16 protein-coding genes are annotated in these 18,918 nt (G+C 57.4%); 5 read left to right on the top strand and 11 right to left on the bottom strand.

From position 1 onward, the window contains the following. From A6D6_RS19655 to A6D6_RS19680, 6 genes are all read right to left on the bottom strand, one after another. A partial coding sequence (locus A6D6_RS19655; protein WP_159661647.1) for an Rpn family recombination-promoting nuclease/putative transposase occupies positions 1-689 on the bottom strand: 689 nt, incomplete at its 3' end. 475 nt (positions 690-1,164) lie between these two features. Continuing rightward, entirely contained in the window at positions 1,165-2,181 is a 1,017-nt protein-coding gene (locus tag A6D6_RS19660; RefSeq protein WP_159661648.1) for an Rpn family recombination-promoting nuclease/putative transposase, read from the bottom strand. Between the two features lie 462 nt (positions 2,182-2,643). After that, a complete protein-coding gene (locus A6D6_RS19665) occupies positions 2,644-3,333 on the bottom strand; it encodes a transposase (RefSeq protein ID WP_133493077.1) in 690 nt (229 codons plus the stop codon). A gap of 467 nt (positions 3,334-3,800) precedes the next feature. Then, the gene (locus A6D6_RS19670; RefSeq protein ID WP_159661649.1) at positions 3,801-4,745 is read right to left on the bottom strand and encodes an MBL fold metallo-hydrolase; all 945 of its coding nucleotides are present in this window, start codon (positions 4,743-4,745) and stop codon (positions 3,801-3,803) included. 84 nt (positions 4,746-4,829) lie between these two features. Next, entirely contained in the window at positions 4,830-5,741 is a 912-nt protein-coding gene (locus tag A6D6_RS19675) for a LysR substrate-binding domain-containing protein (RefSeq protein ID WP_159661650.1), read from the bottom strand. Between the two features lie 24 nt (positions 5,742-5,765). After that, the gene (locus tag A6D6_RS19680) at positions 5,766-6,860 is read right to left on the bottom strand and encodes a DUF2855 family protein (RefSeq protein WP_159661651.1); all 1,095 of its coding nucleotides are present in this window, start codon (positions 6,858-6,860) and stop codon (positions 5,766-5,768) included. A 339-nt stretch (positions 6,861-7,199) separates the two neighbouring features. Here A6D6_RS19680 and A6D6_RS19685 point away from each other — a divergent pair, with 339 nt between their 5' ends. Then, complete coding sequence (locus A6D6_RS19685) at positions 7,200-7,955, top strand: SDR family oxidoreductase (protein WP_133493073.1); 756 nt, start codon at positions 7,200-7,202, stop codon at positions 7,953-7,955. 180 nt (positions 7,956-8,135) lie between these two features. Further along, on the top strand, positions 8,136-8,393 hold the full coding sequence (locus A6D6_RS19690) for a hypothetical protein (RefSeq protein WP_159661652.1): 258 nt from the start codon (positions 8,136-8,138) through the stop codon (positions 8,391-8,393). Positions 8,394-8,441: 48 nt separating this feature from the next. Here A6D6_RS19690 and A6D6_RS19695 read toward each other — a convergent pair whose 3' ends face one another. The 5 genes from A6D6_RS19695 to eco form a co-directional block, all read right to left on the bottom strand. Beyond that, the gene (locus A6D6_RS19695; protein ID WP_133493071.1) at positions 8,442-8,705 is read right to left on the bottom strand and encodes a DUF4351 domain-containing protein; all 264 of its coding nucleotides are present in this window, start codon (positions 8,703-8,705) and stop codon (positions 8,442-8,444) included. A 97-nt stretch (positions 8,706-8,802) separates the two neighbouring features. Then, positions 8,803-9,465 carry an ArsR/SmtB family transcription factor gene (locus tag A6D6_RS19700; protein ID WP_159661653.1) on the bottom strand — a complete coding sequence of 221 codons (663 nt, stop codon included), beginning with the start codon at positions 9,463-9,465 and terminating at the stop codon, positions 8,803-8,805. A 191-nt stretch (positions 9,466-9,656) separates the two neighbouring features. Continuing rightward, entirely contained in the window at positions 9,657-10,340 is a 684-nt protein-coding gene (locus A6D6_RS19705) for a transposase (RefSeq protein ID WP_159661654.1), read from the bottom strand. A 604-nt stretch (positions 10,341-10,944) separates the two neighbouring features. Beyond that, positions 10,945-11,559, bottom strand: a complete 615-nt coding sequence (locus tag A6D6_RS19710) for a hypothetical protein (protein WP_159661655.1) — start codon at positions 11,557-11,559, stop codon at positions 10,945-10,947. A 280-nt stretch (positions 11,560-11,839) separates the two neighbouring features. Then, a complete protein-coding gene (gene eco, locus A6D6_RS19715; RefSeq protein ID WP_159661656.1) occupies positions 11,840-12,349 on the bottom strand; it encodes a serine protease inhibitor ecotin in 510 nt (169 codons plus the stop codon). 281 nt (positions 12,350-12,630) lie between these two features. Between eco and A6D6_RS19720 the strand changes: the two genes are divergently transcribed. From A6D6_RS19720 to A6D6_RS19730, 3 genes are all read left to right on the top strand, one after another. Then, entirely contained in the window at positions 12,631-12,873 is a 243-nt protein-coding gene (locus A6D6_RS19720; RefSeq protein WP_014994944.1) for a hypothetical protein, read from the top strand. A 778-nt stretch (positions 12,874-13,651) separates the two neighbouring features. Then, complete coding sequence (locus A6D6_RS19725; RefSeq protein ID WP_133493066.1) at positions 13,652-14,968, top strand: outer membrane protein transport protein; 1,317 nt, start codon at positions 13,652-13,654, stop codon at positions 14,966-14,968. A 9-nt stretch (positions 14,969-14,977) separates the two neighbouring features. Further along, on the top strand, positions 14,978-18,454 hold the full coding sequence (locus A6D6_RS19730) for an Ig-like domain-containing domain (RefSeq protein ID WP_159661657.1): 3,477 nt from the start codon (positions 14,978-14,980) through the stop codon (positions 18,452-18,454). Positions 18,455-18,918: the final 464 nt, after the last annotated feature.

An 18,918-nucleotide genomic window follows, 5' to 3' on the forward strand; every position in this document is an offset into this window, starting at 1 on the left:
TCCTGCCAGGGCACCTGCGAGTCCAGGCGTGGGCCTCGCCGACGCAACCATTCCAAAACACCTTGCTGCAGGTGGGCTTGCCCTGCTCCTTCCAGCCAGTTTACGAGACATAAGGAAGCCCGCAACATGTCCTCCTCGGTCACGCTGGTTTCCATTGCGAATACCGCGGCGACCAGATTCCTTTCACGCAATGCCCCCTCGCCTGCCTGTATTCCCAGGTCCAACAACATGAACTTTTGCCGGGCCTGATAGGGTTTCAGCGCATCCGGAACCGGCTGGATCAAGTCACTCAGATCGGTGGCAGCACGCCAGCGGCGCCGGCCGTTGTACAACACGATGGGTAGTACCGGGGGCAAGCGCCCCGTTTCCTCCAGGGCCTCACTCCGAAGCAGATCCTGATACAACAGTCCGGTGTACGTCAGGATCCGCAGCGGCATGTAATGGTCCACCTTGGACTGAAATTCCAGCATCAGGTAGAGGTATACCCACTCCCGCTTCCAACGTACTCGCCAAAGAGCATCATTGTGCCGGGTGCGCAGATCATCACTGACATAGCCATCGCTTACCTTCTCCAGAGAAGTCAAATCCAGGCTTCGCACCCAGCCACTATCCATGAACCCCAACAGTAAATCCCGCACCATTTCCGCGTGCGCGAACAGAAACTTGTAACTGGTATCGTGATCCGTCATATCCCTCTCCCAAAAACAGAGAGGAGTATGACCACGGATGGCGGGCAGGTCTGTCAGTCAAAGCGGAAAAGGGCGTCAGCTTTTGGCCAAAGCATTGTGAGTATTGACCCTATTCCTGACTTGTTCCGCGGCGGGCCGCCATCCCCGATAAAGTAGACTATGATATAGCAGGTAAAACAGAGCAACCCATTGAAGCGAATAAAGAAATTATAAAAGAGAATGCCGCTCTGATTTGTAAGCCTGTTTTGTAAAGGACTATTCGTATCAGGTCCTGTCCGGCGTGTTGATTCGCTGCCGAGGCAGCTTCCCACAGGCGGGAGTGGGCGACGAAGCCGCCGTGGGAGCCAGCCTTGCTGGCGAAGGTTTTTAAGAGAGAAGAATGCGCCTGCAGGCAGGCTCCCACAGGGGGTGTGAATACAGGGTGGTGCTATTCGAAAACCGCAGCCACTGTCTCCACCTCGTAAACGCGGTCGATTCAATCTTCCAGCTGCTCCCGGCTGGCGCTGCTCAGCCTGGTTTCGATCTCCGCCGGCAGGTCGCCGAAGCGGCGCCGTAATTGGCGCAGCAGGATGTTTCGGGCTTCGGTGGTGGAGCCTTGTTCGAGGCCCTTTTCGAGGCCTTGTGAAAGGCCCTGTTCCAGGCCCTGTTCCAGGCCTTGCTCGAGGCCTTGTGAAAGGCCTTGTTTGAGCCCCTGCCTAATTCCCTCCTGCCTGCCTTCCGCCAGCCCTTCACGCCGAAACTGGGCTTTCCACACCCTCACTCTGTCTTCCAACATGCTATGTGCCTCCCTTAAAGTATGAATCTCCTGCCAGGGCACCTGCGAGTCCAGGCGTGCGCCTCGCCGACGCAACCATTCCAGAACGCCTTGCTGCAGGTATTGTTGCTCTGGATCCTTCAACCAGTCCACCAAACGCGCAATGACGCGCAGCATGTCTCTTGATGTTGCTCCGTTTTCAAGCGCGAACACCGCGGCAACCAGGTTCCTTTCTCTCAGATTACCCTTGTCTGCATAAAGCCCCTGGTCAACCAGGAAAAAACGCTGCTTGGGCAGATAGGGGTGCAATGCTTCCGGTGATTCCTGGATCAGATCATTAAGATCCGTGGCGGCACGCCAGCGCCGTCGACCGTTGTACAACACAATGGGCAGAACCGCGGGCAGGCGCCCATCCACTTCCAGTTCCCCTCGCCGGATCAGGTCCTGATACAACAGACCAAGGTATGTCTGAATCCGGACGGGCATGTAACGGTCTTCCTTGGATTGAAACTCCAGCATCAGATAGATGTACAGCCACTCCCTCTTCCAGCGTACCCGCCATAAGGCGTCGTTATGCCGGGCACGCAAGTCGTCGCTGACATAGCCATCACTGACTTTCTCAAGAGAGACAAAATCAAGCTCCCTCACCCAGCTCCCCTCCATGAATCCCAGCAATAGGTCCCGCACCATCTCCGCGTGTGCGAATAGAAACTTGTAGCTGGTATCGTGATCCGTCATATCCCCTCCCCTGGCAGGAGGACACCATGACACTGAGAAGCAGGATCAGTCTGTCAGCCGAAACGGAAAGACCTGTCAGCGAAAAGAGGTAGTGAACGTAAGAAAGGTTCGCGCCCTTCATTCGGCTCAGGTCTTGTCTGGCGTGTCGAATCGATGCCGAGGCCGCTTCCCAAAGAGGGAGCGTGAATGAGCCTCGAAGATGTATTCCAGAGAGAAAAAAGCGCTCAAACCAGAGGCCAATTGGTTTGGGGCCAATATGGAAGCAGGGAAGGCCCTGGTTGAGCGTGCATAAACAACAGCAAAAACCAATCATCCATCCTCGACGGGAAACATGATGCTCCCGATCAATACGGATTACTATGGCTCATACCTTCCGGACAGACAACCTTTTTCTTTAAAAAAATCAATAAAAAGAGTGACTTACGCTATTATTTAAAGCTCACGGCGAGGAAGCCGCCACGGTCATTTCTTGCTGGGCCTGCCACGCCCGCGAAAGTGGATGCGCTCACCGGTCAGTGTTTCCAGCTGATCGGCATAGGCCCTGCTGCCGATGTACTGATTGCGTTTCACCCCGGCCTCTATACGTTCCCGTTCGCGCGCTTCACACCCCACCGTAAGCAGTTCCCTGAACGCCTCCCTGCGGCTGGACAGATCCGGCCCCAGTTGCAAAAAACTTGCGTCGAAATCGATCAATCCATCCGGCCCGCCTCGCATCCTCGCCCCGTGACTGCTCCAGCGATAGCGGCTCACCGAATGGGTCAGCCCCTCCATCACGGGCAGCAGTTCCATGTATCGCAGATCCGCCAACAACCACTGGCCGGGCTCCACCAAGGCGCTGCGAAAGCGGCCTTGCCAAAGCGGACCATCACGCCCGTAACGCTGGTTGAAATCCTGGCTGTAACGGCGCTGCACGTACTGAATGCAACAACTGAGGTCACCCGCATCGCGCATGGGACGCAGCAGCAAATGGGCGGCGTTGGGCAACAGGCACCAGCCGTGCACCCGCACCTGGAAGCGGCTTTTGGCGGCTTTCAGCAGACGCAGATACGCGTGATAATCCTGATGCTCAAGAAATACCGCTTCATGATCACAGCTTTCCTCGAAGATGTGATGGGCTTCCCCCACCACTAAAATACGTTTCTTCCTTGACATGCCCCTGCTCCATAGTTGCCTGTGGCCCTATCGGAATCGTTCTGTATTTCAGGTGGCTGCGCTGACTTCCCGGTGCCGGTGTGGCGCTGATAGGAAATTGCGGCGTTGTATTATTTTTATACAATTCGATTTATAACAAATAATTATTCTAGCGTCGATCACTTCCGAGGCCGCTCTGCGTCTTTTCAAGGCTTTCGCCCTTCACTTCGATTTCCCGCAATTCACTTCAAGCCAGTTTTTGCAATAGTGCCAATTCACGGCTCTTCTTTTATTTTTATTACAGGAAATAGAATAAGGTCTGGTCCAAAGTCACCCTTTCGCTCATAAGGATAAAACGAAATCAGCTCTTTCTTGAGGCGGGTGTAAGGGAACCTTTGGACAACACCCCGGAATCACCCTCCGCAGGGTGCGTAGCTTTGCAGCAGGAGATGCCGGATCGAGTCCGGCATGACGTTTTTCAGAGGCCGCTAAGGCGCTCGGCTCTCAAGCCGATAGATGCCCGGCTCATCCGTGACGACCCGGCCACTGGCCGTGAGCTCGGCGAGATGCTGTGAGATCGTTCGTATCTCGGCGTCCGTGACCCAGGCGGCATTGAATCCTGGGGGATAGAGAAGCCGCTGTTCCACCAGTTGTTCCAGTGTTCTCGGGGAGTGGCCCAGCAAATCCAGCAGCCGCTGCTCACGCTGATCGATCTTGGCGGCGAAGGCAGCGAGGTCGTTGAGAAAATGCTCCCGGTCGGTATAGACACCCCGGTGATGGGAGGTCACCCAGACTTTGGCGGGAATCTCCGGCAACCGCTCCAGGGTGCGGCGGAAGTCCCCCAGGTTCGAACAAGCGTCGCCGTAGTACGGGCCGAACCCGGTCAGATCGATGTCACCGATAAAAGCCACGCCCTCGGGCTCCACCAGCAGCACACAATGGCCCGCGGTGTGGCCGGGCATGTGGAAGGCCCGGACCGTGGACCCGCCAAGATCCCAGCACGCGCCGTCCTGGTAACCTTGCGCGTCCGGACGCGGGGCGTAAAAGAAATCCCTCTGGAACTTCTTCAGTGTTTGCTCGATACGCTCTTCCGATGTCATACCGAAGGCCGCCACCAGGCCTTCCCAGCTTCGCACCGATGGCAAGTCCGCCTCGTGCACATGGACCTCCGCCTCAGGAAGACGGTGCAGCCCCGCCATATGGTCTTCATGCACATGCCCCATGATCACCATTTCGGTGATGTCGAACTCATCGCCGATATAGTTCGATACAATGGGGGTGTCGAATGCCGCGCGTGTATCCGTCCCTCGTATGAGTACCTGATTGCCGTCGGGATACTTACCACTTTTTTCGCCAAACAGAACGGAAACCCGGCCAAAGTCAGCGCGCTGGACAGTTATATTGGAAGCCTTATTGTTCTTGCCTGAATTCATTTTATTAACCTTCTTGAAAGAATGTCACGCAATACCAGTAGACACTTTATAGCAGTGGGCAACGCAAAGGCATATTGACACCGTTTATTGTCGGCATCGGGCGTTCTCCAGCGCGCCTGCCTCCTCCTTCAGCCAGTGCCAGAACACCCGCACGGCCCGGTCATGCCGGCGCCCGGGCGCGGTGGCGATGTGGTAATGGCCGGGAATCGTCCAGGCACCGGGAAAGGCCACGGCGAGGCGCCCACTTTCAAGAAACGGCGTCACCAGGGGGCGGACGCCAAGGGCGACACCCTGACCGCGGACGGCGGCTTCGTACAAGACCTGCAGGCTGTCGAAACGGAGCCGTTCCTGGCTGGACCAGGATGGTTGTCCCGCCCATTGAAACCAGTCACGCCATTGATTGGCGGGGTACACGGCTTCGAGCAGGCGGTGCCGGGGCAAGTCCTCTTTCCGAGCGGGCGGCGGCAAGCCATAGGTCAGACGCTCGGCGCAGACCACCTCGGCGGAGACCGCCATTAGCGGTTCCGAAACCAGGTGAGGCCATTGCCCGTCGCCGAAGAGAATCCCCACGTCAGCGGCACCGCCCACCAGGTCAATATCCCCGGAACGGGTTTGCAGGATCAGTTCGATACCCGGTTCGCGCTCTTGGAAGCGATGCAGGCGGGGCAACAACCAACTGATGGCGAGAGACTGGGAAATCCCCACCCGCAATGGGCGGTATGCCGGATCCGGAGCCATCCACTCGGTGGCGGCGCGCAAGGCCTGATAACCCGGCTCCAGACGCAGAAGGTATCGGCGTCCAGCGGCGGTGAGTTGGGGAGAGGGCCTGGAGCGATCGAACAGCTGCACGCCGATGTGCTCCTCCAACGCCTGGATACGACGGGAAAACGCCGATGGACTCAGCCCCAGTTTCTCCGCCGCGTCACGAAACCCGCCGGCGCGCGCGGCGACGATGAACGCTTCGATAGCCCCCCAGGGGGGCGAGCGCCGGTTCACATTCGCGTCTCCTCGGAGATGAGCTCACCAGTAAAGCACGTTTGCCTGATCCACGCGTACCCGGCCTTCCAGCACCTCACGGTAGACCCGCTCCACCGCCTCCTCCCCCCTGGAGGAGCGGATTTCCAGCCATCGTGCCGCGTGCCGGTAAAAACGCGCGGAGTGATCCCGTACCGTCTCCGCCAGACGTTGCCCGCCCCAGGCCCGCCGCCGGGCAAGAATGTGATCCGGCGCGAAGAACAACGTCGGCGGCGGCCCAGGCAAACCCGGCTCCTGCCCACGCAGATTCGGCGAGGCCGCGTCCCAGTGGGCAAAGCCTACCCGGCAACTGTGACGGAGATTATCACCGAGGTGCAGGTGCACCGCCGCCCGGCTCCGCTGGTTGCCGGAAATGTCCACGTAGACCGACGGCCGGCACCGGACCTTGTCCAGATCGGAATAACACAGCACCGTGTCGTAGAGCCCGGTGCTTTCCACGAAGCGGCGATTGGCCCGGGCGGTGAGCCCGATCACCTCGCCAACAGGACGCTCCTCGCTGGTTAGCATGAAGCCCAGCCCCAGTGCGGTTTTGCTGGAAGCGCTGGAAATCAGGATTTGCTCGGCACCAAAGGCCCGCTGCTGCTGTAGCCAGTCGGCCAGAAAGAACGACAGGCTGAACAACGGCCGCAACACCAGATGGGGGTTTTCCCGGTCCGTTTCCGGCTCCGCCACGCGAGTGTATTCGTTATAGGTGGATGGCAGTTCGCGGCGATGTCCGGCGCCGTCCAGAAAACGGCGGGCGGTCACGTTCCGCGGCGCCAGGCGCAGGTGGCTGCTCATCGGAAAGTAGCCATAAATGCGCTCGCCCACCGCGATCGTCCCATGCCTGGAAGCAATAACACGCCCATACCCCCACACCGGCACGGAACCCCAGCCGTCCGCCCGCGGGAAGAAGTCCCAGTAACCACCGCTGTCTCCCAAACGCGCGTAGGTGATGTTGTTGGCGGTAAGCGCGAACTTATCCACCAGCACCTCGATCTCGCCCTCCGGCAGAGACGGCGGTCGTGGCTCCCGCCGCCAGCGAACGGTGCGCGGGTCGTCGCGCCGTACAAGAAAATGGGCCGGGTCACTATTGTTCATAATCATGCTCTCCCTTTGCGAGGCCCATCCTAAGTGGCAGGCTTCCTCCGGGTCGATTGCGTTAAGTGCAATCCGCGTTGCAACAAACATGGGGCGATATACATTCAGAGACTTCTCCAAAGCCGCGGTAGAAGCTTCGTAACCCATCAGAGGGAAACGAATGGCATGCCGGATAGCGGGGCATTGTTCGTTGAGTCCGAACACTGCTGTCGAGAAAGTAGGCATGATCCCGGGAAGGCGTGTGGTTAACCTCAACAAGGACGGTGACCTCCCCTCCCTTTGATTCGAGGATTCGCCGCAACGCATACGCAACTAAAGTCCAGTAAGGAGAGAATGGATATGACCGCGCAGACTCTGGAAAACAAAGTCGCCGTGATCGGCGCCGGCGCCAAGAACCTCGGCGGGCTGATCAGCCGCAAAATGGCGGAAGACGGGGCCAAGGTGGTGGTGCATTATCATAGCGACGGCTCCAAAGCGGATGCCGACGCCACGGTACAAGCCATCAAGGATGCCGGCGGTGAGGCTCTGGCGGTACAGGGCGACCTGAGCAAACCGGAACAGGTTACCGCTCTGTTCGACCAGGCCATATCCCACTTCGGCGGCGTGGACATCGCCGTGAACACGGTGGGCAAGGTATTGCGCAAACCGATCCTGGAAACGTCGGAAGACGAGTACGACTCGATGTTCGACATCAATGCCAAGGCGGCTTATTTCTTTATCAAGGAAGCGGGCCGAACCCTCAACGACAACGGCAAGATCATCACCATCGTCACCGCCTTGCTGGGGGCCTTCACCGACGGCTACTCCACCTATGCCGGCGGTAAAGCGCCGGTGGATCATTTCACCCGGGCCGCCGCCAAGGAGTTCGGTTCGCGTGGCATTTCCGTCACCGCCATCGCCCCGGGCCCCATGGACACGCCGTTCTTCTATCCCCAGGAAACCCCGGAGCGGGTGGAGTTTCATAAGTCCCAGGCGATGAATGGTGACCTGACCAAGATCGAGGACATCGAACCGATCGTGCGTTTCCTCGCCACCGACGGCTGGTGGATCACTGGCCAAACGATTTTCGCCAACGGCGGCTACACCACGCGCTGAGAGTGACGTGGCCAGCCTATTGGTCCTGGAGATATGATTTCGCGCTGTATTCGCTGGCAAGCCAGTTTCCCACGGAGAATGCCACGAAGCCGCTGTGGGAGACCGGCTTGCCGGCGAATCGGCGCGTGAGCATCCCTACATGTTGGGTGCAAACGGGCCTTTTAATTTAGGGAAATGACTATGCGTACGCTTCTTTTTATCGTCGCGGGACTGCTGTTACTGGGTTTGCTGCAGTTATTCAGCCGCCCACACTGGCGCGGTCGCGCGGCTCTGGGGTTTATCGTGGTGTGGCTGCTGGTCAGTGCCGTCAACCTGAGCCAGGGGCTGCGCGCCGGCTATGCGCTCGGTGAAGAACTGCTGGTGCATTTGTTCCTTTTCGGCATTCCCGCCCTTGCCGCGCTTTGGGCCTGGTGGCAGCAAAGCGTCTCGAAAAGATGAGCGAGGGTCCTTGAACGCCGCCATCTGGGGGCACATCATCACGCCGGATCAGCGGAAGACCTCACCAATCGTCAGACTGTCGAACAGGCGATCGATCCACCGGTCCAGCTCATCCAGACACGCCGTATCCAATTGTGACTCGATATGCGGGGGAATATGACCGAAACGGCGCTGCAGCTGCCGTTGCAGAATGGAACGAGCGACATCAGTGGCGCCCTTTTCAACGCCCTGCTGCCATTGCTGGGCCACGCCCTGGGACAAGCCCGCCTGTCGATATTGCTGTTGTGATTCTTTTATTCTTTCTACCAGCATGGTGTTTGCCTCTTGCCAGTTTCGTCCGCGCCTCACGGCGTTTGACGTTCCATGATCCGACTTTGAGTCTAACAGATGTCCGGCTCCCGGCTAGCCCCTATTCCGCCAGCGGCAGCCCGGCGGCACGCCATTCCATGATCCCCGCTTGATAACGGCGCACCTGGAAGCCCCGCTCGCGCAACAAGCGGGCGGCATCATGGGAGAATATGCAATAAACGCCACGGCAATAAGCCACGATCTCGCGATCCCTCGGCAACGCCGACAGCATGGTTTCCAGCTCCACCACCGGCGCGTTCAAGGCACCAGGCAGATGCCCCGCCCGATATTCTTCACGGGGACGCACATCCAGCAAGGTCACTTCCCCCTGCTCCAGGGCCCGCTGCAATTGCGCGCGGGTCATCGGCTCCAGGGTTTCACCGGCATCGTCATCGTCGAACAACCTCCCCATGAGGCGTTCCATCTCCGCTATATGCGTTTCCGCCACCTCCTGCATCAGAGTCAGTAGTCGCAGGATGCGTTCGTCCGTGAGCCGATAGACCATTTGCCGCCCGTCCCGGCGGGCGGTGACCAGCCCGGCGCGGCGCAGATGCTGGAGATGCTGCGACGCATTGGCGATGGACAGGCCGCTGGCCCCCGCCAGTTCCTCCACCGGCGCGTGCTTCTGAGCCAAATGTTCCAGCAACGCCAGCCGATGGCCGCTTCCCAAGGCCCGCCCCACTTGCGAGAGCACATCAAACAGTTCCTGGCGAGACACGGGCATGCATGGACCTCAAATGATCAATAAATCAATTGAATAAAACCTTATCCAAGGTCGCCGTTTATCGCAATCGATACCATCAAGACGCCTATTCGCTGCCAAGGCAGCTTCCCACAGAGAGGGCTACGGAGCCGCTGCGGGAGGCTGCCTTGGCAGCGAATTACAGGTAGGCGGACCGGCGGCCAGAGAAAAGCTCAACGGCGGCGGCGTGCCTTGCGACGGCGGGGAGTTCTGGATACTGAGCCCTTGGGACGGCCGGGGCCCCGGCTGGCCAAGCGGACACCGGTGGCTTTTTCCACCTGGTCGGTGAAGCACTCGTCACCGGTAAGCTGGTTGCGATGAATGGCGTTATCGACCCGGCACCATTCGGCATCGTGCATTTCCCGGCTCAGAAGCTGGCGGTAGAGTTTCTGCCGCTCCACTTCATCGCTGTGCAGCGCCAGATAGTCCGGATGATCATCCAGCGGATAACCGGCCATGAACCCCATGCGGATGACATGGCTGGACCAGTCGTAATGATCAATACAGCCCACCCCCGCCATGCTCATGGGCAGAGATTCAATATAACGCATGGTGGACAACGACCACGGGCCCCATTGCACCGGGCTCGAGCGATAGCGCCCGTCCCAGAGCCGGCCATTACGCTTGGCGATACGGTTGTGTCGGCGCACCGTTCTGACCGACAGCGATTTCATGAACTCACTAATGCGCCGGGGATCGCCCATGGGATCAAGCAATAAATTGACCTGATCGCTCAACAGGCACCATGCATAAATCCTCACACCCAATTTAGTGCGCAGATCCTGAACATCCAGCAAGTATTTATGAAATTCTTCCACCTCCCGGAATATCCGCTCGCCGGCTCGGGCTCGCTGCATGATATGACAGGGGAAGTCTGGAAGAATAAAACGCCTCTTCCGTGGCATGGCCATGCTCTCTGCACAGTCTTTAATTATATTTCGGTAATTTTACACTTCACCCTAAAAATACCAACCCGAAATCGGCGCCATGACAAGGATTTTATCTGTCCCCTTTTGTTTTGCCGCGACAGCCTACTTGAAACAAGGCTACGGACCTTGTTTTTCCGTATAAAACACACGCCCAACATAGCGAATCACGCTATTTTAAATAATATTAACAACGCTCTTTTAAGAAGCCGTTAAAAAATCATGGGAAATTTTAAAGAACAACGAAATCACTGAAAAACACCTCCGTCGTCATGCTGAACTTGACCCTGGCATGACGTTTCTCGGAGGGCTCAAAAAAAACGGCACCCTGAGGTGCCATGAAAGAGCCAATGTTGGCTTGAAGGCAGAAATCGTCGTTACTTTTCGGAGCCTCTGAAAAACGTCATGCCGGACTCGATCTTGTGTCATGCCGGACTTGATCCGGCATCTCCGGCCACCAGGCCGTGTACCCTGTAGAGGGAGATCCCGGGTCAAGCCCGGGATGACGGGGTGTTTTTCAGAGGCTCCCTTTTCGTTATCCTTTTAACGGCGATGCTCTGAGCAGAGCTTCACGGATGGTCGCGGCCTCACCGTCCGGCACGCCCCGTCCCATGAATAACCGATAACATTCCCGGCGATCCTCTTCGTCGTTCCCCATGCGCAAATAGCCCAGGTAAGGATCCAGCAAGGCACTGGGTTCGATGCCCATGCGGGCCCGGAAGCTGCTCCAGGCGTAGTTCCAGGGCATGTCGCACTCGCCGGCCCGCACCGGCAGGAATTCCATATAGCGCATGCAGGCCAGCGGCCAGTACCCCGGGGCCACCTGACACAGCTGAAAGCGCTGCTCCCAACGGCGGCTGGCGGTGCTCGGCGCCGTCATCCGACGCGGCTCCACCTGAAACAGGCTCAGCGACTGCATGAATTCGGTGGCGTCCTCACTACTGCGAAACGGGCCGGTAAGAATACTGGCGCTCACGGGCAGCAGGCACCAGGCGTAAATCGGCACCTCAAAACGCAATTTGAGCTCGTACAGATTGGCAAGATAGCGGCGGCAATCGAGGTTGTCGCGGAACACGCTGCGCATGGCGTCTCCGCACTGCTCGAAGTAATTGAAATATCCGTTTATCACGGGACGCTGAGTCCGGGGCATGGCTCCTCCTGAGCACTTTTTCATTCCATCGTGCCTGACATTGAACATCAGTCAAGCGGTTGTTGTCGTGGCCTGGCGCCGAAATTGTGAATCGGTTCCCAGGGTGATGGGTTCGCCGCCAGGGCAGCTCCCACAGCAGCGTTGTCGTTCCCTCTGTGGGAAGCTGGCTTGCCAGCGAATAATCCAAACACCCGGATCTATCCCATTCGCTGGCAAGCCAGCTTCCCACAGCGGCTTCGTAGCAAAACGGTGGGCGTGCATCCCTCGGTCGTGTACGCACTTACTCCTGCTCCGCCTCCCGCTGCTCCTCATCCGCTCGCCACAGGCGATAGCGCAGTTCGAACCCCTCCGGCAGATAAACCACCACCGGCAGCCGGCTGTTGTAGGGCACCACGAAGCCATCACCGTTAACGCCGACAAAGGCGTCATGACGGGTATCGTCACCACATCCCATCAGCGTGGACGCCGGCCCGCTGACGTCGGTCAACCGCCAGTAAGAGTAGCCCCAGCCGTTCAGGGTCTGTTGCTCCAGCTTGCCGTGGAACCAGGTGTGGTTGCAGTCCACCGACTGGATTTTACCGGGCATCAGCTCCACCTGCATGCGGGCCGGGTCTTCCGCCTCGGGCAACCGGATCACCCAGCGCTGGTAACCTTCCTCCGCTTGCGGATAAGGCGCTATTTTTTCCAAAGGCAGCGGCTCCCGTGGGCGCGGCTCGGACTCAGCCGCCAAGGTCGGCAAGGCGGCGGTGAGCAGCACCCCGCCCAGCAAAGCATTGAGCCTTGAATTCATTTTTCAGCCTCCATTCACTATGCGGCCGCGCCATTGGACGCGCCCCTTTAACTACCTGTTCTCAAGCTGTCGCCCCAAACTCCCCACATCGATCGCGGGGTGGCCAGGCAGGTTTCCCTGTGATCGACAATCCTCGCAAAGGTTGCATCGAAAACCACTGAAAAGCGGTCAAATACAGTAAAAAGGCGACCGTTCATCTACTTTTACAGTCCTTTTATGGTGTTTCCGCTTCGCCTCACGCCACAATCGGGGTGTTGGCATTAACCATGGAGGTTCTGGCCATGATGATGATTCAGTTGAATCCGGCGATTCCCCTGAATACCCCCAGGGGCGAGGGACTGGCCCACGTACTGATCGACTATGGGCCGGAACACGAGCTGTACTGGACCGTGTTTCTCTCCGAAACCGGAGATGTCTATACCTTTTCCAACGGTGAGGTGCGTGCGTCAAAAAACGTCAAACTGGGTCGCTTAAAGCCCGAACGACCCAAGACCAACGGCCACGCGCAAAACCTCATTACCTGACACGGGAATCGATCCTGAGCTGGCTTCGCGGCACCGGCAGCCAGCACTGACCCGTCTCGGGGACAAACAATGCCTGAAGCCCGAGATCCGATCCGGGCTTCGGGAAACGGGCTTTATGGTATTTTTTCTTCCCTCTTCCCATGCCCCGGCACCAGGATTCGCTGCCATGGCGGCTTCCCACAGCGGCTCCGTAGCCCCTCTGTGGGAAGCGAGCCGGGCGGCGCTCCGCTTGCTCGCGAATTCATATATCCAAGACCAACAACGCCTCTTGCCCCCCGGTTGGCAGCCGAGACAAAAATTGCCGTCATTACAGCAGTGAACATATGTTTACTTTAAAATCGATAATGCCTGGCGGACGATAACAAGAGCCAACCCCTTACTTTACGCGCGTTCCAGCGCTAATCTCTTCACCCTCTTCTTTGTGTCCCCTTTTTCGGAGTACAGTTCAGGTCAGGGTATACGTTTTGTGTCCCCGTATTGGTGCGCATAAAGTAAACTTTTTGGCCTTTTTTGTTTCTTTTTTCCTTGGACCTTAGCGCCGGAATCATTCACCAACCCTCCCGCAAAAAACATATAACCTTCTGTTTTTTATATATTTTTTCATTTCGTCAAGTGTCTTGAAGAGCTTCATTTCAATGACAAATTCTGGACACAGTCAGTTCTGTCCTACCCTACCCCTTGTACGCCGCTCTACCCCTTCACTCTCCCGAATCCAAGGGCGGCACTACATAAAAAAAATGCCAAGAAGATCACATAAGAAATTGGAGGATTGTCACCAATGTCATCACGCTCCCGCCTGAGAAACGGACTTCGCGCCGGCGCTTTGTTGCTTGCCCCCGCGATCGCTTCCGCGAACATGGGTAACCTGGCTACCACCTATGGCGTCATGCCCAGCGATGTCGCCACCGTCCAGGCCCTCTCCATGTTCAACACCCAGGTCTCCACCGCCTTTTACAATCCCGCTTATCTGGCCCGCGACACCCGCGGTGAAATGACCGCCGGTCTCATGCACGCCGATCCCAACCTCAAGGCGGACAGCCAGAACCACGGGACCTACAAGGTGCAGGACGATCCCGCCCAGCAGATCCTGCTTGGCCTGCGCACCGATCTCTCCGACATCACCGAACTGGGCCAACCCATCGTGCTCGGCCTGCTGATCGGCTCCGAGAAGTACTCCCAGGAATTGATGGCGTTCAACTCCAGCACCGCCCCCTATGGGCAATACTTCAGCCACGGCCGCGAGCCGCTGTTTTTGTCCCTGGGCGTCGGCACCAACATCTGGCGCGGCCTCGCCATCGGCTTCGGCACCCGCATCACCCTGCACTCCGACGCCAAGCTCTACGCCTGGAGCAACCTCTCAGGCGATACCCAGTATGAGCAACTGGACGTTACCGCCAAGCCGGTACTGCGTCCCATCGTCAGCATGAGCCTGGACTGGAAGGAAACCTTCTGCCCGGACGCCGAGTGCTGGTACAACGGCGTGGAAACCGCCTTCGCCTTCCGGGGCTACTCCTATGCCCGGGTCAGCGTCGACGCCAACATGGTGATCCCGGAGACCATTCCGGAACCCGGCCTGTTCATCAATCTGAGCACCATCGACTCCTACCAGCCCAACACCTATGTGTTCGGTACCCAGGTCAAAAAAGGCAAGTGGCGCACCGGCGTGGCCCTGGAATTCCAGGAGTGGTCCAAGCTCGAAGACAAGCTGACCTCCGGTCACGACGACATCAAGGATGTCGGTGATCTGCAGTTCCGCGACACCTTTACGCCGCGTATCGGCGTGGAATACGAGTTCGAACCCGGCATCGGCTTCTCCGGCGGTATCGCCTACCAGGAATCGCCGCTGGAAACCGGCGTCAATCGGGAAATCAACTACCTGGATGCCCGCCGCACCATCTTTGGTCTGGGCTTCCACGCCACCGCCAACCGTGTCTACGGCTTCAAGCACCCGGTGCGCTTCGATCTGGCCTACCAGTACCACGCCATCGGCGAGCGGGACTTCCGGGTCCTCTCCGACCAGGAAAGCAACGACGACCGCGTCAAGACCGACGGTGACGTCAGTGTTTTCGCCGCCTCCATCAGCATGCAGTTCTAAGGAGTAGTCATGACCGCGATAACCTCAAAGCGGACGGCCTTGCTGATTTCCTCCGCTCTCATTCTCAGCGCCTGTGGTGGCGGTGGCGGCAGCGACATGCCTGGCCCTGGCACCGGCGATAGCAAAACGCAGAGCCTGCTCTACGCCTACCCCGATAACGGCCAGACCGAAGTGCCGACCCCGGCCCCGGTGGTGCTGCGCTTCTCCAGTGCCGTCACCGTGGCCGATGCCGAAGCGGCCATTACCCTGCATGAAGGCGACGCCAGTGGCCCAACTCTGGCCGCCACCTTCTCCACCGTGGACGGCGAACCCCGCGGCCTGGTACTGAACCCGGACGACAAGCTCAAGCCGCTCACCGACTACACCGTGGTGATCAAGAACCTGAAACTGGAAAAAGGCACCGCCGCCAATCAGGTGGTGAGCTTTACCACCCGGCCGCTGCATGAAGGCCCGCGCTCCCTGGTGGTCAGCAGTGACGACTTCGTCATCGAACGGCGCATCCCCGACGGCGGCGGCAGCGAACCGGTGATGGACTTCTCCACCTTCCGCTTCCAGTTCAGCCAGCCCATCGACCCGGCCACCGTGCACTACGGCGACGCCCCCGCCAGCAGCACCGCGCCGGCGGACAACGTGGGCCTGTACGACAGCCAGGGTAATCTGGTGGACGCGGTGCTGGTGGTCAACGACCGCTACATGACCGTGGACCCGAACCCGCAATCCGACGATCCCGAAAACCCGTATTTCACCTACCTGACTCCGGGCGAGAACTACACCCTGCGCCTGGGCGACGGCATCACCAGCGTCTATGGCGAGACCTTCGGCGGTGACGAAATCGCCTTTACGCCGAAGGACTCCTCACCGCGTGGTGAACCGGGGATTCTGGTGCAGCGTATCACCGACTCCGCCAACCGCACCAACCTGTCACCGTTGACCGGCAAGCCGATCAACGAAGTGCCGGTGAACGGCGTGCTGCTCGGCGAAGACGCCAACATCACCCAGGCCAGCAACAACGCGGTGATGGCGGAACTGGCGGACGTCACCCAGTACCCGGACGTCACCCCGATCCGTCTGCCGCGTAACACCGTGCTCGACGGCAGCAGCATCGACGTCCTGATCGGCGGCCACGTACCAGCGGGCTTCTCCTCCGGCCAGGTGGAAATGCGCATGCTCAGCGACGCCACCGGCTACCTGGTGCCCAACCCCTATAACAGCAACCGCAGCGACGCCCTGCGCATCGTGCACCTGTTCATGGACGTGGCCATCGCCACCGAAGACCCGCGCACCAACGGCGCCTTCACCCAGGACATTCTGCACATCGAACTGATCGGCACCGCCGCCGTGGACACCACCGAAGGCGTACTCAACATCGATGCCGTCAGCGTGGTGGAACCGAACGTGCTCGGCCAGGAATACGGCTACGGCTTGCTCAGCTTCCAGCTGCAGTCCTACAAGGACCAGACCGCTGACCGGTCGGCCGATGCTCGAGAGGCTTTAGTAGACCAAACCGCTCCCGCGCTACAAAGCTGGGTCCCTGGAACAACCCCGAAAATGTATGAAACGACGGATCCCGTCATCATCTCCTTTACTGAACCACTCGCCCCCGCGACGGTAAACTCGGACACATTCCAGTTATTCGAAAATGGGGTCCTTCGCCCTGCAACTGTTACCTCAGATGGCACGTCGGTAATCATCGCACCCGACTCTCCATTTAAGAAGAGCACGCAAATATCACTGGATCAAAGTAGTGATGTTACTTACGAGATAGTTCTGAGCAACCAGATCACCGACACCTCCGGCAACTCCCTTTTGCCGACGCCCGCGTTAACTTTCAGCTTTCCGGCTGAGGTAGACCGTCAAGTCAAGCATCAGATAGTTTCTCTTGCAGGAGGAATGGAACACGATTGGAACAGCGGGATAGAGGAACCAGTTCCGCAACGCTCTCCGATTGTACTGTATATGATGCCAGGGTTCCCTTGTGTTCTAGACTCAACGACAGCAGCCCTTGACAACGATATTGCGGGGCGCTGCGCGGGGGGCTTGAATGATGTTTACACAAGCGGCTCAGGAGAAATTACCCGGCTACCTGACGATTTGCTACCTGTACAAGAGTTACCTGCAAACAACCCTATTATCGTACACTTCTCCAGAGAAATTGACCCAAACAGTGTAACACTGGGAGGGAGCTTTCTGGTCGAAAAACAAGGAGCGGATAATTCTTGGCAATCTATCCAAGGCAATATTTCACTTTCCGGGAAGCGCCTGATCTTCTTCCCCGAAAAACCATGGGAAGATCGCATACTATATAAGTATACCCTTCGTTCAAATGGCGACAATTTATCTGCGGCCAATCAGACTAACTGCGATGGAAGCCAGTCTATTTGCGACATTAATGGCCTTCCTATACAGACCCAGCTATTTGATACATCTCTTCTAATACAGCCTCCGGATATGGTCAGCCGCATGGCGGAAAGCACGGCTGGTGGTCCAGATATGACACAGTATTTCCGAGGGGCACAGACCAGTGAAGATGTGACCATTGTCATGGCGGGATCGTCAGCTGATAGTAATGCTAATTTCTACCATGAATCCAATATGAGTCGACGTCCTTCCGCATCTGAATTCCCAGCTGAGATCGTTGGCTACAGAGAGTTCGGCGACATTCACGAACGGGACGCTTCAGAATCTCCAGCAGACCCCAATGCCCACGAAAAAGATCCAGCAGGGGTGGCCCCACCTGAAAATAGTGCAAAAATAGTTTCATTGACCACAGGAACTCCTGACCCTGACTATAGCGGGCCATTTCTTAATGGGATAACAATCGGATGTGGCTGGGAGCCCGTGGAAGACTACAGTGATCCGGATGAGCCCAGAACCCCCTTGGTGTGTCCACAGGACAGATTCACCTATCTTACAAGTGCTATCGCGGCAAACATTACAACTGAGTACAGCGAAGATGGAGGATTAAAGGTAAATTTATGGCCCGGCCAAATCATGTCCACCTCCATCAACATATATACAATCCTTGCAGGCCAAGTTGGAGTAGGGTTGAGCACCGGCCCTCAGTTAATGAGAATGAGGTACTCAAAAGACGATCCTAACTGTCAGGACTCCGCAACAGCTCAGTGTATGCGGACCAAGCCTATTTCAGCTTTAATCAAGGAAGGGGAAAACGGAAAGCCCATCCTGGAAGCAGAAGTCGATGTTTATATTGATCTGCCTGATTTATATGCAAAATTTGTTGAAATTTCGCTAGCAGGACAGTCACACAACCTCAGCAGTTTGCCTGCAACATTGAAAATGGAAGGTGAAATAAACTTCCTGGATGATGGTCGCATGACCGTAAACCAGGTTAACATCAATGACGTAGATATAAATTTCGAAATTGAATATGGAGGCTATATAAGCGGCAGCTTCAAACTAATTGTCCCCGCTTATGGAACCAACCTGGTTTACAATGGAGACCCTGTAAAAGGTAGGAAATTATAAAATAGCAAGCGCAAAAGGTCTTCCTCGGCCAGGGGCCGAGGGAGACCTTCATTTTAAAGTCAAAAAAATCATCCTCTCGAAAAAGCCACAAGACTTTTAGATTAGCACAAAAGCGTAGCGCTCAATTTTTATACGGATTCAGAAGTAGACCTCCAGGCAGTCATGGGCAACTGCTGCTGAGGGCTAACCCCTCCGAATCCCATACTGGGTCGTTTGTGATTGTAGTGTCAGAGCCAGCGAGTGGCATAATTCCGGGCTTCTTTTGTACTGTCGAACAGATACCGTACCAATCAATCCGTGATCCCGCCGTTCTCGCTGCTCAGTTTGGGCTGATAGCGGTAGCGGGTCTCACTGACGCTGAACATCCAACACGCTGCGAATATTGCCCTCCCCTTTTCGGTTTGTTTGAGTATCGACAGTATCTCTGGTTGTCGTGTCCACTTCCCCTAAAGTGAGACAGCATT

The sequence above is a fragment of the Alcanivorax xiamenensis genome (assembly GCF_009846745.1).
In the GTDB taxonomy this organism is placed as follows: domain Bacteria; phylum Pseudomonadota; class Gammaproteobacteria; order Pseudomonadales; family Alcanivoracaceae; genus Alloalcanivorax; species Alloalcanivorax xiamenensis.